Origin of the sequence: Halorussus vallis, from assembly GCF_024138165.1 — an archaeon.
In the GTDB taxonomy this organism is placed as follows: domain Archaea; phylum Halobacteriota; class Halobacteria; order Halobacteriales; family Haladaptataceae; genus Halorussus; species Halorussus vallis.
This window is the reverse complement of the sequence record NZ_CP100002.1, coordinates 130,021-149,383: the sequence shown is the minus strand read 5'-3', so window position 1 is coordinate 149,383 and position 19,363 is coordinate 130,021. Positions and strand designations below refer to the sequence as shown.

General features: G+C 67.5%; 14 protein-coding genes. 8 read left to right on the top strand and 6 right to left on the bottom strand.

What is annotated here, in order from left to right; all coding sequences use genetic code 11:
• Positions 1-37 precede the first annotated feature (37 nt).
• Entirely contained in the window at positions 38-1,375 is a 1,338-nt protein-coding gene (gene glmM, locus NGM07_RS23260; RefSeq protein ID WP_253521257.1) for a phosphoglucosamine mutase, read from the top strand.
• 179 nt (positions 1,376-1,554) lie between these two features.
• Here glmM and NGM07_RS23255 read toward each other — a convergent pair whose 3' ends face one another.
• Positions 1,555-1,743, bottom strand: a complete 189-nt coding sequence (locus tag NGM07_RS23255) for a DUF7563 family protein (protein WP_253521254.1) — start codon at positions 1,741-1,743, stop codon at positions 1,555-1,557.
• A gap of 151 nt (positions 1,744-1,894) precedes the next feature.
• Between NGM07_RS23255 and glmU the strand changes: the two genes are divergently transcribed.
• The 3 genes from glmU to NGM07_RS23240 all read left to right on the top strand — a co-directional run bounded on the left by glmU (position 1,895) and on the right by NGM07_RS23240 (position 4,884).
• Entirely contained in the window at positions 1,895-3,076 is a 1,182-nt protein-coding gene (glmU, locus tag NGM07_RS23250; protein WP_253521251.1) for a bifunctional sugar-1-phosphate nucleotidylyltransferase/acetyltransferase, read from the top strand.
• A gap of 6 nt (positions 3,077-3,082) precedes the next feature.
• The gene (locus NGM07_RS23245; RefSeq protein ID WP_253521248.1) at positions 3,083-3,604 is read left to right on the top strand and encodes a hypothetical protein; all 522 of its coding nucleotides are present in this window, start codon (positions 3,083-3,085) and stop codon (positions 3,602-3,604) included.
• 218 nt (positions 3,605-3,822) lie between these two features.
• Complete coding sequence (locus NGM07_RS23240) at positions 3,823-4,884, top strand: hypothetical protein (protein ID WP_253521246.1); 1,062 nt, start codon at positions 3,823-3,825, stop codon at positions 4,882-4,884.
• Positions 4,885-5,126: 242 nt separating this feature from the next.
• Here NGM07_RS23240 and NGM07_RS23235 read toward each other — a convergent pair whose 3' ends face one another.
• The 5 genes from NGM07_RS23235 to NGM07_RS23215 form a co-directional block, all read right to left on the bottom strand.
• Positions 5,127-6,317: a Cdc6/Cdc18 family protein gene (locus tag NGM07_RS23235; protein WP_253521244.1), complete on the bottom strand. Its 1,191-nt coding sequence runs from the start codon at positions 6,315-6,317 to the stop codon at positions 5,127-5,129.
• A gap of 1,326 nt (positions 6,318-7,643) precedes the next feature.
• Positions 7,644-9,482 (bottom strand): glutamine--fructose-6-phosphate transaminase (isomerizing), encoded by a 1,839-nt coding sequence (gene glmS, locus NGM07_RS23230; protein WP_253521240.1) that lies wholly within the window; start codon positions 9,480-9,482, stop codon positions 7,644-7,646.
• 756 nt (positions 9,483-10,238) lie between these two features.
• Positions 10,239-10,838: a DUF7344 domain-containing protein gene (locus NGM07_RS23225; RefSeq protein ID WP_382194764.1), complete on the bottom strand. Its 600-nt coding sequence runs from the start codon at positions 10,836-10,838 to the stop codon at positions 10,239-10,241.
• 799 nt (positions 10,839-11,637) lie between these two features.
• On the bottom strand, positions 11,638-12,963 hold the full coding sequence (locus NGM07_RS23220; protein ID WP_253521236.1) for a nucleotide sugar dehydrogenase: 1,326 nt from the start codon (positions 12,961-12,963) through the stop codon (positions 11,638-11,640).
• Positions 12,960-13,127: a hypothetical protein gene (locus NGM07_RS23215; RefSeq protein WP_253521234.1), complete on the bottom strand. Its 168-nt coding sequence runs from the start codon at positions 13,125-13,127 to the stop codon at positions 12,960-12,962. Before NGM07_RS23215 ends, NGM07_RS23220 begins: the two co-directional genes overlap by 4 nt.
• Before the next feature lie 793 nt (positions 13,128-13,920).
• Here NGM07_RS23215 and NGM07_RS23210 point away from each other — a divergent pair.
• From NGM07_RS23210 to NGM07_RS23195, 4 genes are all read left to right on the top strand, one after another.
• The gene (locus NGM07_RS23210; protein WP_253521232.1) at positions 13,921-15,093 is read left to right on the top strand and encodes a glycosyltransferase family 2 protein; all 1,173 of its coding nucleotides are present in this window, start codon (positions 13,921-13,923) and stop codon (positions 15,091-15,093) included.
• A 65-nt stretch (positions 15,094-15,158) separates the two neighbouring features.
• Positions 15,159-16,229 (top strand): DUF354 domain-containing protein, encoded by a 1,071-nt coding sequence (locus NGM07_RS23205; protein ID WP_253521622.1) that lies wholly within the window; start codon positions 15,159-15,161, stop codon positions 16,227-16,229.
• Positions 16,226-17,371 carry a glycosyltransferase gene (locus tag NGM07_RS23200; RefSeq protein WP_368410336.1) on the top strand — a complete coding sequence of 382 codons (1,146 nt, stop codon included), beginning with the start codon at positions 16,226-16,228 and terminating at the stop codon, positions 17,369-17,371. Before NGM07_RS23205 ends, NGM07_RS23200 begins: the two co-directional genes overlap by 4 nt.
• Positions 17,361-19,352 (top strand): putative glycosyltransferase family protein, encoded by a 1,992-nt coding sequence (locus NGM07_RS23195; RefSeq protein ID WP_253521231.1) that lies wholly within the window; start codon positions 17,361-17,363, stop codon positions 19,350-19,352. The genes NGM07_RS23200 and NGM07_RS23195 overlap by 11 nt, the downstream gene beginning before the upstream one ends.
• Positions 19,353-19,363: the final 11 nt, after the last annotated feature.

Genomic DNA, 19,363 nt, shown 5'->3' with positions numbered 1-19,363 from the left:
CTCCATAGTAACGGCGTTGGTAGTCCATAATTCTAGCATGTTCGGAACGAGCGGTATCCGCGGAGAGGTGGGGACGGACGTCACCTGCGACCTCGCGCTCGCGGCGGGACGCGCGCTCGCCGCCGAGGGGTACGACCGCGTGGTCGTCGGCCGCGACCCCCGTGAGAGCGGCGAGATGCTCGCCGACGCGGTGTCGGCCGGCCTGCGCGAGTCGGGCGCCGACGTCGTCCGCCTCGGGATGGCGGCGACCCCCACCGTCGCCCGGAGCGTGAGTTGGCGCGACGCCGACGCCGGGGTGGCGGTCACCGCGAGCCACAACCCCGCGAAGGACAACGGACTCAAACTCTGGAACCCCTCGGGCCAGGCGTTCGACGAGAGCCAGCGCGAGGCCATCGCCGACCGAATCCGCCAGGAGGATTTCGACCTGCGCGCGTGGGACGAACTCGGAAGCCAGCGCCGGTGGGAGGACGCCGCCGACCGCCACGCCGCGGCGCTGGCGGACGCGGTGGACGTCGACGGCGACCTCACCGTAGTCGTCGACGTGGGCAACGGCGCCGGCGGCGTGACCGCCGAGGCGCTCCAGCGACTCGGCTGTACGGTGACGACGCTGAACGCCCAGCCAGACGGCCGGTTCCCCGCGCGACCGAGCGAGCCGACCCCGGAGGCCTGCGAGCGACTCTGCCAGACCGTCGCGGCGACCGACGCCGACCTCGGTATCGCCCACGACGGCGACACCGACAGGATGCAGGCGGTGACCGCCGACGGCGAGTTCGTCCCCGGCGACGCGCTCCTCGCGCTGTTCGGCCGGGAGGCGGCGGGCGACGGCGACGCCGTCGCCGCGCCGCTGAACGTCAGCCTCGCGGTCGACGACGCGCTCGCGGAGGTGGGCGCGTCGCTGACACGGACCCGCGTTGGCGACGTGTACGTCGCCGAGCGGGCCGCCGAACCCGACGTCGCCTTCGGCGGCGAGGAGAGCGGCGCGTGGATCTGGCCGAGCCAGGTCCTCTGTCCCGACGGCCCGCTGGCGGCGTGTCGGCTCGCGGAACTGGTCGCCGACCGCGGCCCGCTCGCCGACCTCGTGGCGGAAGTGCCCAGCTACCCCATCGAGCGCACGAGCGTCCGGACCGACGAGAAGGCGGCGGTGATGGAGCGAGTGGCGGCCGAGGTCGCCGACCGCTACCGCGACGTGACGACCGACGACGGCGTCCGGGTCGAAACCGACGACGGTTGGCTGCTCGTGCGCGCCAGCGGTACCCAGCCGCTGGTGCGCGTGACCGCCGAGGCTCGCAGCGAGGCGCGCGCGGCCGAACTGTTCGAGGAGGCGACCGACATCGTCGAGGACGCGGCCGCGAACGCGGCCGCGTCGAACGACTGAGCGGCGCGCCAGGGTGCGAACCGACCAAGCGCAAACCGACCGAGCGCAGATCCACGGGATTCCACCCATGTCTACTGCGGGCGCGACGGAGACGGGCACCGCGAAAACGGCGGGCTGCGGGGAACGACGCGACTCCCGGCGAGAGAGAAAAGCGAGAAACTACCGGCGGCCGAGCGGCGCTATCCGGTGTGGTGGTCGGCGCTGTCGAGTTCGCGGTAGGTCGCGCAGTTGGGACACGCCTTCACCGTATCGGCGTTGTCGCCGAACACGCGGGCGAACTGCCGCGTGACGTGTTCGCCGCAGTTCGTGCAGCGTCTCGTCGTCTTCTGGGTCTCCGTCGGCGTCCAGACGTTCTGCGTTCCGCTCATTACGTCGATAGCTATCGTGGCGTTCACGGTTTACTATTAACCACGTAACGGTCTACAGGGTCGTTTTGGGAGACGGTAGGGCGAGCGTGGGACCGAGTGGAACCGGCTTAACCCCGAGATAATAAAACAGTTGCAATACGAACTGCCGCTCATGCAAGCAGTGATTCTCGCCGCGGGTGAAGGGACCCGAATCCGTCCCCTGTCCGGGTCGCTCCCCAAGCCGATGCTCCCGGTCGCCGACCGACCGCTGGCCGCCCACACCGCCGACGCCGCGGTGGCGGCGGGCGCCGACGAACTGGTGCTGGTCGTCGGCTACGAGGCCGACGCGGTGCGCGAGTTCTTCGGCGCGGAGTACGCCGGCATTCCAGTCGAGTACGCGGTCCAGGAGCGGCAGGCCGGCACCGCCGACGCGGTTCGGGCCGCCCGCGAACACCTCGACGGCGCGTTCGCCGTGCTCAACGGCGACAACCTCTACGAACCCGAAGCGGTCGCCGACCTGTTCGCCGACGGCCCCGCCATCGGCGCGGTCCGGGTCGAGGCGCCGTCGAACTACGGCGTGCTCTCGACCGACGGCGACGTCGTCACCGACATCGTCGAGAAACCCGCCGACCCGCCGACGAACCTGGCCAACGCGGGCGCCTACGCCTTCCCAGCGGAAGCCCGCGAGTGGCTCGACGTCGCCGAGAGCGAGCGCGGCGAGTACGAGATTACCGACGTGCTCGCGCGCGTCGTCGACGAGTACGACGTGAGTTTCGCCGAGATGGACCAGTGGCTCGACGTGGGCCGGCCGTGGGAACTGCTGGAGGCCAACGAGTGGAAGTTGGGCGAACTCGACCGCGAGATTCGCGGCGAGGTCCACGAAGACGCCGAGTTGCGCGGACCCGTCGTCGTCGAGGAGGGCGCCAGCGTCGATGCCGGCGTGGTGGTCGAAGGCCCCGCGCTGATTCGGTCGGGTGCGAACGTCGGGCCGAACGCCTACGTTCGCGGCGCCACGCTCGTCGGCGAAGACGCGAAGGTCGGCCACGGCGTCGAGGTCAAGAACAGCGTACTCGGCGAAGGGACCCACGTCGCCCACCTGAGCTACGTCGGCGACAGCGTGCTGGGCCGCGAGGTCAACTTCGGGGCGGGTACGAACGTCGCGAACCTCCGCCACGACGACGAGGCGGTGAAGTTCACGGTAAAGGGCGAGCGCGTCTCGACCGGCCGCCGGAAGTTCGGCGTGGTCGCGGGCGACGGCGCGAAGACCGGTATCAACACCAGCCTGAACGCCGGTGTCAAACTCTCGGCCGGCGCGAGGACGGGGCCCGGCGAGGCCGTCACGCGGGACAGGTGATGACCCGTGAGCCAAAGGATGCACGCGGTACTCGCGCTCGCCGGAATCGGTCTGCTCGCGACGGGGCTAGCGGTGTCGTTCCTCGGCGCCGGACTCAGTCCGACCTCCGTCCCGATGACCGACGAGACGACCACGAGCGCCGCCACGACCGAGACGCCGCCGGAGACGGCGACCACGGCCGAAACCACCGAGGAACCCACGACCGTCCCGACCACCACGCCCGCGAAGACGACCGCGGCGACGAACAACTCCACCGGTGGAACGACCATGGCGAACGGGACGACGACGACGAACGAAACCACTACGACGAACGAAACCACCACGGCCGACGACGAACCGTTTGACGACGACCCGTCGGACGAGACGGAGACGACCACCGCGAACACGACCACGACGACTACCACCTCGACGACTGCGACGACCACGACGGAGACAACCACGACGGAGACAACCACGACGGAGACGACCACCACTGAGACGACTACGACGAACAGCACGACTACGACGACTGACGGCATCGCGTTCTAGTCGCCTGCCGCGAGGACGCAGATACCGGGATTTTCGGTCGGTGGACATCGGCGGCACACGGTCATCCTGGACGCGTACCGCCGACTGCGGTCGGCGGTACGCGTCCAGGATGGCGGTCGGCGTCCGCCGATTCTGGGCTTATCTCCGGCGTAAGTCGACCGAGGAGACACATTTGGGAATCGATAATAAAGGACTCGCCGGCCGAACCTCGGGCCGAGATGAACGACACATCAGACGGAGCGCCGAGAGCGTCGAAGGCCCCGAGTGCGACCGCGACCGGTCGGTGGCGGCGCGCGGCCGCGCTGGTCCTCGTCGGTCTGCTCGTCGCCGCCGCCGGCTGTTCGGGGCTCGGCGGGAGCGTCCGGACCGCACCGTCGAGTTCGACGCCCGACGACGGCGCCGGGGCGGAGACGAGCGGCATCGACGGTACTCCGACCGCAACCTCGACAGCGACGACGAACGGAACGACCACGACGTCCGACGGTCACGGCCACGACCACAGCCACGGTGAATCGACCGACTCAGCGGGTGGTTCGAACTCGTCGGACGCCGCGCTGGAGGGCGAGATGACCGTCGTGGTCGCCGGGACGCAGCTCTCGGCCGAGGGTGTCGGCTCGCAGTCGGCGGGTTTCTGGTTCGGCGATGAGAGCGGGAGCGAGTACAAGGTCTGGCACGCCGCCGAGGGCGAGCGACCAACGCTCGCGCGGGCTCTTTCGGCGTTCGGCGTCGAGGCCACCGCGGAGTCACTGCGCTACGGGGGCGAGACGTACGCCGAAAGCGATTCGGGCGTCTCGCTGAACTACCGGGTGAACGGCGAACCAGTGAAGCCGACCGAGTACGTCCTCCGGAGCGGCGACGAGGTGTGGGTCACCGTCGAGACGCCCGGGATGAACGTCTCGGTGCCCGGCGACCACATCCACCACGACAACTCCCACGTCCACGGCACCATCGACTTCGTCGTGAACGGCCACGAGGTCGACTTCAGCAGGGACAGGTACCAGGTCGACAGCCACAGCCGATACTTCCACTTCGAGGGCGGCCACGCCGACCCCTGGCACGCCCATTCGTGGTCGGTGACGCTGAAGTACGCGATGTCGACCCTTCAGGGAATCAACGTCAGCGATGGAACGGTGACCTACAACGGGACGACCTACGCCGACGACGAGGCGGGGACGACGGTGAAGATACTGGTCAACGGCGAACCGGTCGACCCCGGCGAGTACCTGCTGAAGGACGGCGACCACGTCCGAATCGCGGCCGAGAGCGACGCAGGTTCGTAGGAACGAACGGAATCGGTGGAGAACGAGTGCTTCTTTTCGCAACGCTCGCTCCGCAGGTCGGACGAAGACGGGACCGTCGCCTCGGCCGGCAGGTTGGCGCCTTACGCCTACACCTTACAGTCGTAGACGTGTCGGGCGCGTTCGCCGGAAACTCCGGCGGCAAACGGTCCTGAAAGGACACCGGGTTTCCAGTGAACGGGACGGCGAAACCACACCGCGTTTCCAGTGAAGTCGAGGGGTCGTCACTCCTCGGTGAGGACGTTCTTCACGACCGCGGGGTCCTCCAGCAGTCGGTGTTCGGTGTAGCTCCCCTCGGCGCTCCCGCCGCTCTGGCGGGCCTGCTCGATGACGTCGAGGAAGGCGTGCTCGCGCAGGAGGTCTCGCACCCGGCGGGTCGACAGCGGGTCGACGCCCTCGCGGTCGCAGATGACCTCGTATGTCTCGTAGATGGCCGTCGTCCGGAACGCCTGCTCGCCGTCGTGGTTGAGCGAGAGCACCGCCAGCGCGCGCAGGGCGTGCTTCGAGTGGGGCGTCGCGCCGCGGATGAGTTCCCGGAAGCGGTCGTTCTCCGCCCGGTCGCGGGCCTGCTCGACGTAGTCTTCGCGGACGAGGTTCTCCTCGCGCGACTGGGCGATCTCGCCGGCGTACCGCAGGATGTCGATGGCCTTGCGGGCGTCGCCGTGCTCGCGCGCCGCGAGCGCGGCCGCCTTGGGAATCGTGCCGTCCTCCAGCACGCCCTCTTTGAAGGCGTCACTGCGGGCGTCCATGATGGCCCGGAGCTGATTGGCGTCGTACGGCGGGAAGACGAACTCGCGCTCGCAAAGGCTCGACTTGACGCGCTCGTCCATCCGGTCTTTGTACTTTATCTTGTTGCTGATGCCGATGGTGCCGAGCTTGCAGTTCTGGAGTTTCCCGGCCTCGCCCGCCCGCGAGAGTTGCATCAGGATGGCGTCGTCTTCGAGTTTGTCGATCTCGTCCAGGATGACCACCACGACGGCGTACTCGGCGTCGAGGATGCGCCAGAGCCGCTTGTAGTACGTCGACGTCGAGATGCCCTTGTCGGGGACGCTCACGTCGGTTTCGGGCGTGTTCAGCGCGCTCGCGATGGTCTGGACCGTCTGCGTCTCGGTGTCGTCCTGGGCGCAGTCGACGTAGGCGATGCCGACGGTGACGCCCTCCTTCTCGGCTTCGGTGACGAGCTGGCGCGAGACGTGCTTGGCGCAGAGGGACTTTCCGGTCCCGGTCTTGCCGTAGACCAGGACGTTGCTCGGACTCTGGCCGAACAGCGCCGGATTGAGCGCGCTCGCCAGCGACTGCAGTTCCTCGTCGCGCCCGACGATGCGGCCGTCGTCGGGCAGGTGGTTGATTTCGAGTAACTCCTTGTCGGCGAAGATGGGGTCCTCCCGGGAGAAAAGTTCGCTGGAGTCGGCCATGACACCACGTTTCCAGTGAAATGGCTTTAGTGTTGGGGAAGACAGACACACCGGGTTTCCAGTGAAAGCGGTCGCGAGAGGGTGTGGCGGTGCAGTTGAAACGAGGGTTCGCCGCATCGGAAAGGCGGTCGGTGTCGGCGATTCGGCGTCCGGAGAAACGATTTAGCGTCCCGCGAAACGATTCGACGCATCGCTTCGACGCACGGAAAAACGGTGGATGGTCGCAGTCCGACACGCTCGAAGGCGGGTACGGCGCCGTCATCTGTTATCCAATACTTCCACCAATCACTCGGCGATGGAGTCACCGTGTCGTTCAGGGACGCAGACGTTTCACTGGAAACCCGGTGTGCGAGGCGCTGCCCTGCGAGCCGAAAGTGGAGTTCCTCGAACTGACCCGGTTCCTGAGCCCACATTCCCGAATAAGAGCCGTTTCGCCGTTTTGAGCAGTAGCGGTACTCACACGGATGTTTTGGACGGTTTGGCACACCGGATTTCCAGTGAACGAGATCGTAAAATCGCAGTACGTTTCCGGTGAACTGTGTCGATGGTGCAGTTCGACTCAGAGCGAGACACACACACCGGGTTTCCAGTGAAATCGGTTTCGAAGGTAGGGAGGGTTCCGCGAAGGAGAAACGAGAGTGCAGTTAGTTAAGGTCGTATTCGAACGAAGTCAGTTCGCACGAAGCAACCACGTACTAGAAGCATGCCGAAGAGCCGTCGCCGGACGGACGAGCCACGGCTTCTCGTGGAATCAGCCGTGACAAGTCACGGCTTTCTTTCTTGCTTTTTACTAACTTAATGGACTTTTACGTAACCATACTACATAAAAGTATGGTGGGCGAGGTAACGACACCCTCGAAAACTGCGACTTGTCATCCACGCCTTACCGGCAAAAACTGCCGGATCTCCCGGACTCTACCCACCTTCACACCACGTTTCACTGGAAACCCGGTGTGTGTCCACGTCCCAGTTCGACCAATTTCCTCCGACTCCACTCGACCGCATTTCACTGGAAACCCGGTGTGTGTCCGTAAGGCCGTAGGTGTCTCTAATAGCCGTACGAGGCTCTCTATGTCTCCACCGATGATGACAGGAAGAGAGGTGACACGCCGAGAAACGCAAGCACGCAGGAAGACGCAAGAACGATACGAAACCGACGGAGGAACGACACGAGAACGTCGGAGAAGCGGAAAGAGAACCGAGAAAGTGAGAATGGCACAGCGATTGGCACGCGACCGGACATCTGCGATTTACGCGAGCGAACGTCCGCGATTCAGGCAGCACCCGAACGTGGACGTTCGATCCGCATCGCCCCGCGGAGTTCCGCTACTCGACCGTCACGCTCTTCGCGAGGTTCCGCGGTTTGTCGATGGGCCGACTCAGTTGGTCGGCCGCGTAGTAGGCGACGAGTTGGAGCTGGACGTTCGCCAGCAGCCCCGCCCAGACGGGGTGGGTTTCCGGCACCACGAGGTGGTCGTCGGCGATTTTCGCGGCGTCGTGGTCCTCGGGTGCGACGACCACCAGCGGCGCGCCGCGCGCCTGGGCCTCCTCGGCGTTCTTGCGGGTCTTCCTGTCCTGCTCCTCGTCGCCCGTGAAGACGGCGAACACGGGGGTATCGGGCGTAACCAGCGCGAGCGGACCGTGTTTGAGTTCGCCCGACGCGAAGCCCTCGGCGTGCTCGTAGGTGATCTCCTTGAACTTGAGCGCGCCCTCCTTGGCGACCGAGTTACCGAGCCCCCGGCCGATGAAGAAGTAGGCATCGCTGTCGCGGTAGCGCCGGGCGAGGTCGTCGGCTCCGTGCCGGTCGAGGACCGTTCGGATGCCGTCGGGCAGCGCGCGTAGCTCCGAGAGGAACTCGGCGGCGTCATCTCGGGGTTGCGCGGTCGGAACGTCGTCGGCGAGTCGCTGGGCGAGCAGCGACAGCGACACCGCCTGCGAGGAGAACGTCTTGGTCGCGGCCACGCCGATTTCGGGGCCGGCGCGGATGAACAGCGCCTCGTCGGCCTCGCGGGCCGCGGTCGACCCGACCACGTTGGTCACCGTGACGGTCTTGGCACCCTTGCGCTTGGCGCGTCGGAGCGCCGCGAGAGTGTCCGCGGTTTCGCCGCTCTGGGTGACCGCGATGACAAGCGTACCGTCGTCGACCGGGCCGGAGGAGAGTTCGTACTCGTTCGCCCGGTGGACTTCGGTTCGGACGCCCGCCTGCTTCAGGAGCTGACCGCCGTACAGCGCGGCGTGGTAGCTGGTGCCGCAGGCGACCAACTGGACGTCCCGCACGTCCTCGAAGGTGCCCTCGGGGAAGTCCTCCAGGTCGACCGCGCCCTCGTCGGGGTCGATGCGCCCGTCGATGGTGTTCGAGAGCGCGGTCGGCTGGGTGTCTATCTCCTTGAGCATGTAGTGGTCGTAGCGACCCTTGCCGGTTTCCTCGGGGTCCCAGTCGATCGTCTCGATTTCGCGGTTCACCGCGTTGCCGTCGAGGTCGGTCAACTCGACGCCATCGGGGCGAACGACGGCGACGTCGCCGTCTTCGAGGAACATCACCTGGTCGGTGTACTCGAGGAACGCGGGGACGTCGCTGGCGAGGAAGTACTCGTCGTCGCCCTCGTCGTTCTCGTCGAGGCCGAACACGAGCGGCGAACCCTGCCGGGCGGCGTACACCACGTCCTCGTCGTCGACGAGCGCGGCGATGGCGTAGCTCCCTTCGAGTTCGCGGACCGCGCGGCGGAACGCGACCTCGCTGTCGCCGACCTCCTCCAGGTGCTCCTCGACGAGGTGCGGGATGACCTCGGTGTCGGTGTCGCTGGTGAACTCCCGACCCTTCGCCTTCAGTTCCTCGCGGAGTTCGTCGTAGTTCTCGATGACGCCGTTATGGACGACGGCGACGTCGGTCGTGGAGGTCGTGTGCGGGTGGGCGTTCTCGTCGGTCGGCGGACCGTGGGTGCTCCAGCGGGTGTGACCGATGCCGACGTTACCCTTCGGGGACTTGTGACGGAGGTCGTGCTTGAGCTCCGAAACCTGGCCGGACTGCTTGTGGATCTTGATGCCGTGGCCGTTCTGTACCGCGACGCCCGCCGAGTCGTAGCCGCGGTATTCGAGGTTCTCGAGGCCGGTCAGCAGCGTGTCGACGGAGTCGCCGCGCCCGACCCGGGCGATGATGCCGCACATCAGTGGCTCACCCCGCGAGCGCCGCTTCGGGCGGTTCGACCAGACGGTTCGGAGCGCGTCGTGGTCGCGACGTTGATTTTGACCATACTCGTCGTGTGCGCCGCTTCGTCCCTTACTATAGGCATTCTAAGGATGTTCTACCGCTAAACTAAGTCGTAGAACAATGTTCGAACGAAGTGAGATGGTTCGGTTAGCCCCCCGATAACGGACGAAAGTGCGTGAGAGACTGAGAGGGCCGCTGACGCGCGTCTGACGCGGACCGACCCCGAGTCGGCGAGCAGACGAGTCGTCTGCTCGCCGACTCAGATTCGCTTCGGAGTCGATGCGCCCAACGCTGATTCCTTCACTCCCGTCTACGAGCATCTCGCTCGGCGCACCCGCCGCTGTGTTACGTCTTCACCGCTCCGTCCTGCGTCCTCACCGCTCGCGTGCGCCCGCGACTCGAAACAATGTAGGACGTGAGAAACGAGAAGTGAGAAGGACGAGAAACTGAGGGACAGGAAACGTGAGGGGCGGGAATTAGAACGACGACGCTCTCATGGGCGCCCGCGCGAGCATCGTCGAGAAAGAACACGTCAGAGTAGGGCGGCGGGCGGTTCGCGGTTGGTGGCGGACAGATCGCGGTTGGCGGTTGGTGGTTAGCAGTTGGCGGTGGGCGGACTGCGGTTCGCGATTCACAGTTGGTGGCTCGGCCGCGACCGGACCGAACCCGGCCGCGGCCGCATCGACGAACGCGGTCGACGGTTCGGCACGAGGTCAGTCGGAGGACCCCGCGTCGGTGACGAACTCCGCGGCGGTCACGAGGGTGAACAGCGCGAAGACGACCACTCCGACCTGGAACCCCGTGAGCGCCGCTAGCACCGGCAGGCCGAGCGCGTTCCCGACGAACAGCACCAGTCCGAGCGCCGACACGCCGATTCGGAGGGAGTTCCACGGGACGCCCTCACGGTCGTCCTCGTCGTCGCCGGCGTCGGTTTCGAGGTACTTGTCGAGTTGGTCGGCCTGGGGCGTTCGCTCGACGATGCCGCGACTCTGGTTGTACTCGATGATGCCCTCCTCGTCCAGTTTGGGGAGGTGGGTCTGGTAGAGGGCGATGTAGACGCGCTGGCACTCGTCGGAGGTGAGCGCCTGGAGGGTGGTGTCGTGTTCCCACGCCGCCACCTGCTCGGCCAAGTCGCGCATCGCGACTCGCCCCTCGACGCCCTGGAGGTATCGCAGTACGTCTCGGCGGCGCTGGTTCTGGAGGAGGTGGAAGATTTCGTCCTTCGAGAGGGCCTTCGGTTCGTCGATGTCGTCGTCGTCGTTGGTCGAACCGAGTCCGGCCGCGCCGTCGGTTTGGTGCTCTGCTGCGTTCATCATCCTTACCACTATTTTCCACGAATATCCAATAAACCGAAGTGCTCCTCCCATCAATTTCGAATAGTTGTAAAATCAGACGCCGAGCTTACTAGTCATCAAAACGTATCTCGAACCGGACCTTACAGAGTTGCTTAGCAGATTGTGGTGTGTAAAACCGCGTTCGAATCGCTGGGAATCGCGTTTAGCGAGTGCCAAAGCTACCGGCCGGCGGACACCAACGCCGACCGCCCCGGAACGACCGCCGACCGCCCCGACACCGGAAATCCGGTGTCGGGGCGGTCGGCTCTGTGCGGCTCCCGGCGAGTCTACGGTACTCTCCGCAAGTCTATGTGACTCTACACGGTTCTTCGCAGTCCGGACTCCGAGTAGCCTCGGAGATTCTCGAACGTCGGAGGACACTCCGAGCGGAAGTCACGGATGCCGACGCGGACCGCGTCGGCATCCGCGACCGGTCGTCTCGAGGCGACCGTGCCCGCCGAGACGGCGGTGAGAATCGCGGGACCCCGCCGGCGTCCCGCGTTCGGAACTCGGCGACGAACCGCGACTTGGCGGCTTTCGACCGCCGAGTAATCCGAAGTCCGTCGAACCGGAAACGAGAAAATCGCGGCACGCGAGGACCGTCGAGAGCCGAGACTGTGGAAGGCGAAGAGTGCGAGAACGAGCGAAGTATCCGACGAAGGAAGACCGCGAGAACGAACGAAGAGCGCGAAAATGAACGAAGACCGCGAGAAAGAGAGTGCCAATGAGCGCGCCGCCGGTCGCCCGCCCCGATGGGGCGGGCGACCCGAATGCGGCGTCAGAGCCGCCTGTAGGTGAAGCCGTGCTTCTCGGCCATCGCCTCGTCGAACCGGCCCGGCACGTCGACCAGCACCGGGTCGTCGGAGAGCGCCCCGGCGAGGTCGCCGAGCGAGAGGTCGTCGTAGGCGTCGTGGTCGACGCCGAGGATGAGGCCGTCGAAGCCTTCGAGGTCGAGTTCATCCTGGACCTCGACGTCGAACGTCTCGCGCACCGCGGCGGGGTCGGCGTGGGGGTCGTGGCCCGCGACTTCGGCGTCGTAGGTTCGGAGTTCGTCGATGACGCCGCTGATCTCCGAGGTGCGGATGTCGGCGACGTTGGGCTTGTAGGTCAGCCCGAGCACCAGCAGCCGGCTGTCGCGGGGCACCTTCCCGCTGTCGTTGAGCGCCTTCAGCGTCAACTGGGCGGTGTGAGTCGGCATGTGCTCGTTGGTTTCGCGGGCCTGCTCGATGAGTTTGGGCGTGAAGCCCTCCCGCTGGGTCCGGTAGGCGAGGTAGTTGGGGTCGACCGGGATGCAGTGGCCGCCGACCAGTCCGGGCCGGTAGCCGTCGTGGAAGTTCCACTTGGTCGCGGCGGCGTCCAGCACCTCGTCGGTGTCGAGGCCGATGTGCTCGAACGCGACCGACAGTTCGTTCATCAGCGCGATGTTGAGGTCGCGCTGGGTGTTCTCGACCACCTTCGCGGCCTCCGCGACTTCGACGCTCGGGGCGGGGTAGACGCCCGCGGCGACCACGCGCTCGTAGAGGTCGGCGAGGTCGTCGCGGACGTCCTCGTCGTCGGCGCCGACGATCTTCACCACGTCGCTGATGGTGCGGTCGGTGCCCGGCACCACGCGCTCGGGCGAGTAGCCCACGTGGAAGTCTTCGCCCGCCGTGAACCCGGAGGCGCGTTCGACCGCGGGCACGAGCACCTCGCGGGTCGCGCCGGGGTAGACGGTCGATTCGAGCACGACGGTCGTGCCGGGCGCGAGGTACTCGCCGACGGTTTCGCCCGCGCTCTCGACGAAGTCGAGGTTCGGCGTCCCCTGGTCGTCGACGGGCGTCGGCACCGCGACGATGGCGTAGTCGGCGTCGCCGATGGCGGTGGCTTCGGTGGTGAACTCCACGTCGCAGTTCTCGATGCGGTCGTCGCCGATGTCGCCCTCGGTGGTGTCGACGCCGTCGTTCAGCGCCGAAACCTTCCGCTCGTCGATGTCGAAGCCGACGACGTCCTGGTCGGCGTCGTCGAACGCGACCGCCAGCGGCAGGCCGACGTAGCCCATGCCCACGACGCAGACGGTCGCGGTTTCGGGCCGTTCGGTTTCGGGGAACTCCCTGACCGAACTCATAGCTCCTCCTCGATGTTCTCGAAGTCGATTTCGTGGTCCGATTCCTCGGCGACTGGCACTCCCTCGGCGTCTATCGCGCCCGTACGCCTGTAGGCGACGAGCCCGACGACGACGAGCGCGAGGAGCGCGGCCGGTTTCGAGGCGAGTCGATGTCGTAGTTTCATGTTGGCCCCTCCGCGGGCGGTCCCCGCGGCGTTGGTCGTACCCACGGACTCACCGCCTTTGGTTATAGGCGGGATAAGAATCCGCTTAACGCCCGTGTAAGCCGTTGTCGGACGTTCTACACTCCGAATAACTGTCGAAACTGACGCCGAATCGAGTAGTCAAATACGATATTGAAGGAAGATAGAACGAACCGCATCGCGGTTCGTTGCGGGTTGTCGCCGATTCACCGCACGGTCGCCACGGGTCGTCAGAAGCAGTCGCGAGTCCGTCGAGCGGTCGACCGCGCGACGGACTCGCTTATCGGGACCTCGGGCCGCGTTCGCGAACGCGATGTCGGAAGACCGGCGCACGAGCGCGTTCCGACGCGCGACACGGACTCCCCGTCGGTCCGCGACGTTCCCTCCGTCGGCGACCGACCCCTGCTCACCGCCGACCGACGTCGAGCGAGTTCCCGTTCGACGGCTGTTCGATTCGCCCGCTCTCGACGGCCCGCCCCGCACGTCACCCGTTCACACCTCGCTCGACGGCCGGTTCGGCGCGCGAGAGCCGCTTATCCGCTCTATAATAAAGCCCCGCTCGACCGTTCGGCGAAACGAACCGAACGACCGCCCGGCGCTCTCCCGTCGTGCCGGGCACCACGACGGAAATCCGTCGGAGGACCGTCTCATGATCCATCTACAGGACGATACGGAGCGAACGAGCGACCGGATAGCCGAGGTATCGACGCCCGCGGCGCGGACGGCCGCGGACGCACGAACGACGCGTACAGTCGCGGGCGAGCGAGGTGCGTAGATGTACCGCGACCACACCGTCGGCGTCGTCGTGCCGGCGTACAACGAGGAGGGCCACGTCGGCGCGGTCCTCGACGAGATTCCCGCGTTCGTCGACCGGGTGTACGTCGTCGACGACGCCTCGACCGACGGCACGTGGGACGAGATCTGCGCGTACGCAGAAACCGCTGACGCGGGCGAGCGAGCGCAGTCCGGCGAGGACGGCGCGCCCGCCGACGAGTCCGAGGGTGACGCGCCGGCCGGGGCCGCGACCGCCGCAGACGGCGGGGAACCGAACGAAGCGGGGCGAGGGTCGGAAGTCGCCTCGGACGGCGGCGTCGCCGAGTCGGGGCCGACCGTGGTTCCGATTCGCCACGAGGAGAATCGGGGCGCAGGCGGCGCGCTCAAGACCGGATACCTCCGCGCGCGCGAGGAGGGCGTTGACGTCACCGTCACCATCGACGCCGACGGCCAGATGGACCCCGGCATCATGCCCCGGTTCCTCGACCCCATCGTGGCCGGCGAGGCCGATTACACGAAGGGTAATCGGCTGGCCAACCCCGCCTACCGCGAGGAGATGCCGCGGTTCCGGCAGGTCGGCAACTGGATTCTGACCTACCTGACCCGCATCGCCAGCGGCTACTGGCGGATGTCCGACCCGCAGAACGGCTACACCGCCGTCTCGCTCGAAGCGCTGTGGGCCATCGACCTCGAAGGGATGTACGAGTACTACGGCTACTGCAACGACGTGCTGGTGAAACTCAACGCCGCCGGGATGACGGTCGCCGACGTGTCGATGCCCGCGAAGTACGGCGACGAGGAGAGCAGCATCGACTACGTCGAGTACATCCCGAAGGTGTCGGGCATGCTGTTCCGGAACTTCTGCTGGCGACTCCGCGAGCGCTACGGTCCGACCGACCCCGTCTCGCTGGCCTACGGCGCCGGCACGGCGGGCGGCCTGCTGGCGGCGGGGTCGGCGCTCGCGGCGGCGCGGCGCGCCGCCGCGAGCGCGGTGGGTTCCGCGGAGGATGGCACCGAAGACTCCGACGGCGACACTGCCTCCGCGGCCGCGAGGAACGCGCTCGGCGCGCTCTTCGCCGGCACGCTCGCGGTGCTGGCCGGGATGGCGCTCGACGCCCGGGCGAACGAGGGCCGCGAGGCCCACGAGTTCGCCGACCGGGAGGGAGAGCGATGACGGGCGAAAGCGCGACGAACGGAAACGCGGCGGCGGGAGAAACCGCGACGCCGGACGGCGACGCGATGACCGTCGTCGTCACCGTCCAGCACCCCGCCCACGTCCACTTCTTCAAGCACGCCATCGAGAACTGGGAGGCGGCGGGCCACGAGGTCCGCGTCTTCGCCCGCGAGAAGGAGATGGCCATCGACCTGCTGGAGGCCTACGACATCGACCACGAGGTGCTGGCGGGCGCGTCGGACTCGCTGCTCTCGCTGGCTCGGGTCCAGGCGACCTACGAGGCCCGCCTGCTCCGGCGGGCGCTCGCGCTCGATCCGGACGTCATCACCGCCATCGGCGGGGTCGCGGCCGCCCACGTGGCGGCCGCGACCGGCGCGAAGTCGGTCGTCTTCTACGACACCGAGCACGCCGAACTCATCCAGAGACTGGCGTACCCGCTCGCCGACGCCGTCTTCACGCCCGACTGCTTCGGCCGCGAGGTCGAGGCCCCGCACGTCGGCTACGCGGGCTACCACGAACTCGCGTACCTCCACCCGGACCGCTTCGACGCCGACCCCGCGGTAGTAGAGGGCCTCGGCGCCGACCCCGACGACCGCCTCGTCGTCCTGCGACTGGTCGACTGGGGCGCGTCCCACGACGTGGGCAACGGCGGTTTCGGCGACGTCCGCGAGGTGGTCGAGCGCCTCGAAGCCGCCGGCGGCGAGGTACTCATCACCGCCGAGGGCGCGCTCCCGTCGGACCTCGAATCCCGGCGGGTTTCGGTCGCGCCCGAGCGGATGCACGACCTGCTCGCTCACGCCGACCTCTTCGTCGGCGAGGGCGCGACGATGGCGGCCGAGAGCGCGGTGCTGGGCACGCCCGCGGTGTACGTCAACACCCTCTCGATGGGCTACACCGACGAACTCGCCGACTACGGCCTGCTCTACCACTTCGACGGTGAGGAGCGCCACCGCCGCGGCCTCGACCGCGCGGTCGCGGTACTGGAGGACGGCGACCCCGAGACGTACGCGGAGCGCCGCGAGGCGATGCTCGCCGACAAGACCGACGCGCCCGGGATGGTCGAGCGCGCCGTCGCGGCGGTGGCGTCCGGGACCCCCGACGACCGCACGAGACGCGAGGAGGTGACCCCGACGTGAGAGCGCTCCAGCTAACCACCACGCCCCGGCCGTTCTTCGACCAGCAGGTCGCGGCACTCGAAGCACGCGGCGTCGAGTGTTCGACCCTGTCGGTCCCGCGGACGGGCGAGGACGGCCGAGTTCCGACCGACTACGTCCGGTACCTCCCGGGAGTGCTCCGCGAGGTCGGCGCGGGCGAATCGTACGACCTCGTCCACGCCAACTACGGCCTGGTCGCGCCCTACGCGGTCGCGGCCGCCCGACTCGCCGACGTCCCGCTGGTCGTCACCTTCTGGGGGACCGACCTGATGGGTCCCGAGTGGCTCCGGCGACTCGGCGTCGCGTGTGCGAGCGCGGCAGACGCGGTAATCCTGCCGAGTCGGGCGATGGCCGACGCGCTCGACGGCGACTACACCTACGTTCCGTTCGGCGTCGACACCGACCTGTTCCGGCCGATTCCCAAGGACGAGGCCCGCGAGCGCGTCGGATGGCCCGACGAGGAAAATGTGGCGCTGTTCCCCTACGACCCCGACCGCCCGGAGAAGGACTACGAGCGCGCCAAGCGCGTCGTCTCGCTCGCGAACGCCGACGCTCGACTCCGGTCGATCTCGGGCGTCGACTACGAGGAGGTGCCCTACTACTTCAACGCGGCCGACGCACTGCTGGTCACCTCCGAGCGCGAGAGCGGCCCGATGGTCGTCAAGGAGGCCGCGGCCTGCAACGTCCCGGTGGTTTCGACCGACGTCGGGTTCGCGGCCGACGCCGTCGGCGACGTGACCCACTCGACGGTTTCGGACGACGACGACGCGCTGGCCGCCGGACTCGACGCCGCCTTCGGCGGCGGTCGGTCCGACGGCCGGGAGGTCGTCTCCGGCCTGAGCGTCGAGACGATGGGCGACCGACTCGCGGGGCTGTACGACCGCGTGCTCGACCGGCGCGGGGACGACCGCAGCGCCGGCCGCGAGCGGAACGACCGCGTCTCCGAATCCGGTCGGCGGACGCGCCGCCGCGGCGGCGCGCCCGCCGACCCGGTGGACGGCAACCCGGTGGACGGCAATTCGGCGGACGGCGAGACGCTTGGCGATTCGGCGGCCGACCGTCCGGCCGACGCGCCCGCCGGCGGGCGCGTCGGCGACGAACGGGAGGTGCGCCATGGGAACTAGGTCCGGCGGCTGGCTGGCGAACCGCCGCTTCGACGTCGACGCCGCGGTCATCGGCCTGGTCGTGGCGCTCGCGCTGTTCCCCCTGCGGTTCCTCGCGTCCCAGATCTACATCGAGACGGTACCTGTCGTGCTGGGGCTGGCCTGCGCGCTCTACCTCGCGTCGGCCTACACCGATAGTTACGCGACCGGCCTGCCGACGGTGACCCGGCCGATTTCGCGGCTGTTGCCCAGCCTCGCGTTCGTCGGGATGGCGCTGATGATAGTGACGGCGACGGTGACGGCCGGGCGCACCCGACCGTTCTACGTGCTCGCGGGCATCACGGGCACCGTCGTGCTGTTGCAGGTGCTGTTCACCCACGAGGAGGACTTCCAGACCGGGCTGTACCTCCTCGAAATCGTCGCGCTCGCGTTCATCGTCAGATACGCCGCGCTGTACACGACGCCCGGGTTCGTCGGCATCGACATCTGGACCCACGTCACCGACCTCGCGGCGCGCATCGACGCGGCGAACTCGCTGTCGGCGATTTCGGGCAACAAGCACTACGCCTCGCCGCTGTACCACCTGCTCATCGTCACCACCTCGATGTTCGCCGACGTGTCGCTGCGCAGCGGCCTCTACCTCTCGGTCGGGGTCGTGATGCCGCTGTCGGTCCTGCTGGTCTACGCGGCGACGGTCCAGTTGGTCGACGCCCGGTGGGCGGTGCTGGCCGCGCTGCTGTACTCGTTCGGCGACTACTTCATCGAGTGGGGCATCCACCTGATTCCGACGAGCCACGGGCTGGTGTTCTTCCTCGCGGTGCTGTACATGCTGGTGCGGGTGATGCAGACCGACTACCGGCTTCGGGACTTCGCGGTGCTGGTGTTCCTGACGGTGGCCGTCGTGTTCACCCACCAGGTGTCGTCGTTCATCATGCTCGTGCTCCTGGGCGCGGCGCTAGTGGCCCAACTGGTGCTCACGCTGGGGCTGTTCGACCCGCCGGACGCCCGCGGCGCGCTCGGGTCGAAGAAACCCGCGAACCTCTTCGGCCTGCTGACGTTCGACGTGGGGCTGGCCATCTTCACGTGGTCGCTGACCCCCTACAACCGGGGCACCTTCCTGGGGACGGTGCTGAGCTACCTCCGTCAGACGATTCAGGAGAGCGCCGGGTTCATGAACATCGCCCAGCCGTCGTCGAGTTCCAGTCCGGCGGCCGCGGCCATCCCGAAACCCACGACCATCGAACAGATCGCGAAGTACATCGACACCGTCGGCTTCCTGCTCCTCCTGCTGGGGGCGTTCGTCGGCTGTCTGTACGTCGTCCACCGGCGGCGGGCCCGCCACTCGGTGTTCACCCTGCTGCTCGCCTCGGCGCTCATGCTGGTGTTCGTGCTCGGCCTGCCGATGTTCGGCATCCGGAACTTCATCCCCCAGCGGTGGTTCGCCTTCCTCTACGCCCCGCTGGCGGTGCTGACCGCGGTCGGCTTCCGCTACCTCGACGCCGAACTCAACCCCAGGGTCCTCGCGGTCGGACTCCTGCTGTTCGCGCTGGTGTTCCCCGGCGCGATGGTGATGTCGAGCAACGGCACCCTCGACAATCCGGCGTTCCCGGACTTCCAGACCCGAGTCTCCTACACGGAGTCGGAACTCGCGGCGGTCGACTCCATCGGCCGGATGACCGGGTCGCCCAAGTCCGAGAACCTCCTGCCGAGCGAGGTGCTGTACACCGACCAGCCCTATCAGACGCTGTACACCCGCCGCGGGGCGTATCCGTCCGACATGGCGACGGTGATGGCCAACGGCACGGAGGTCGACAGGAACGTCACGGTGTACCGGCGCTACCAGTCGACCGGCGCGCCGCTGTTCGACGCCGGTCCCGGTATCGGCTGGACCACCCAGATAGAGCGCGAGCGGATGTGCCGGCCGAGCCAGGCGGTGCTGTACACCAACGGGAACGTTCAGCTCTGCGTGGACAACAGCGCGACCAGAACCGTCGAAGGGTAGCGTCGTCGTTC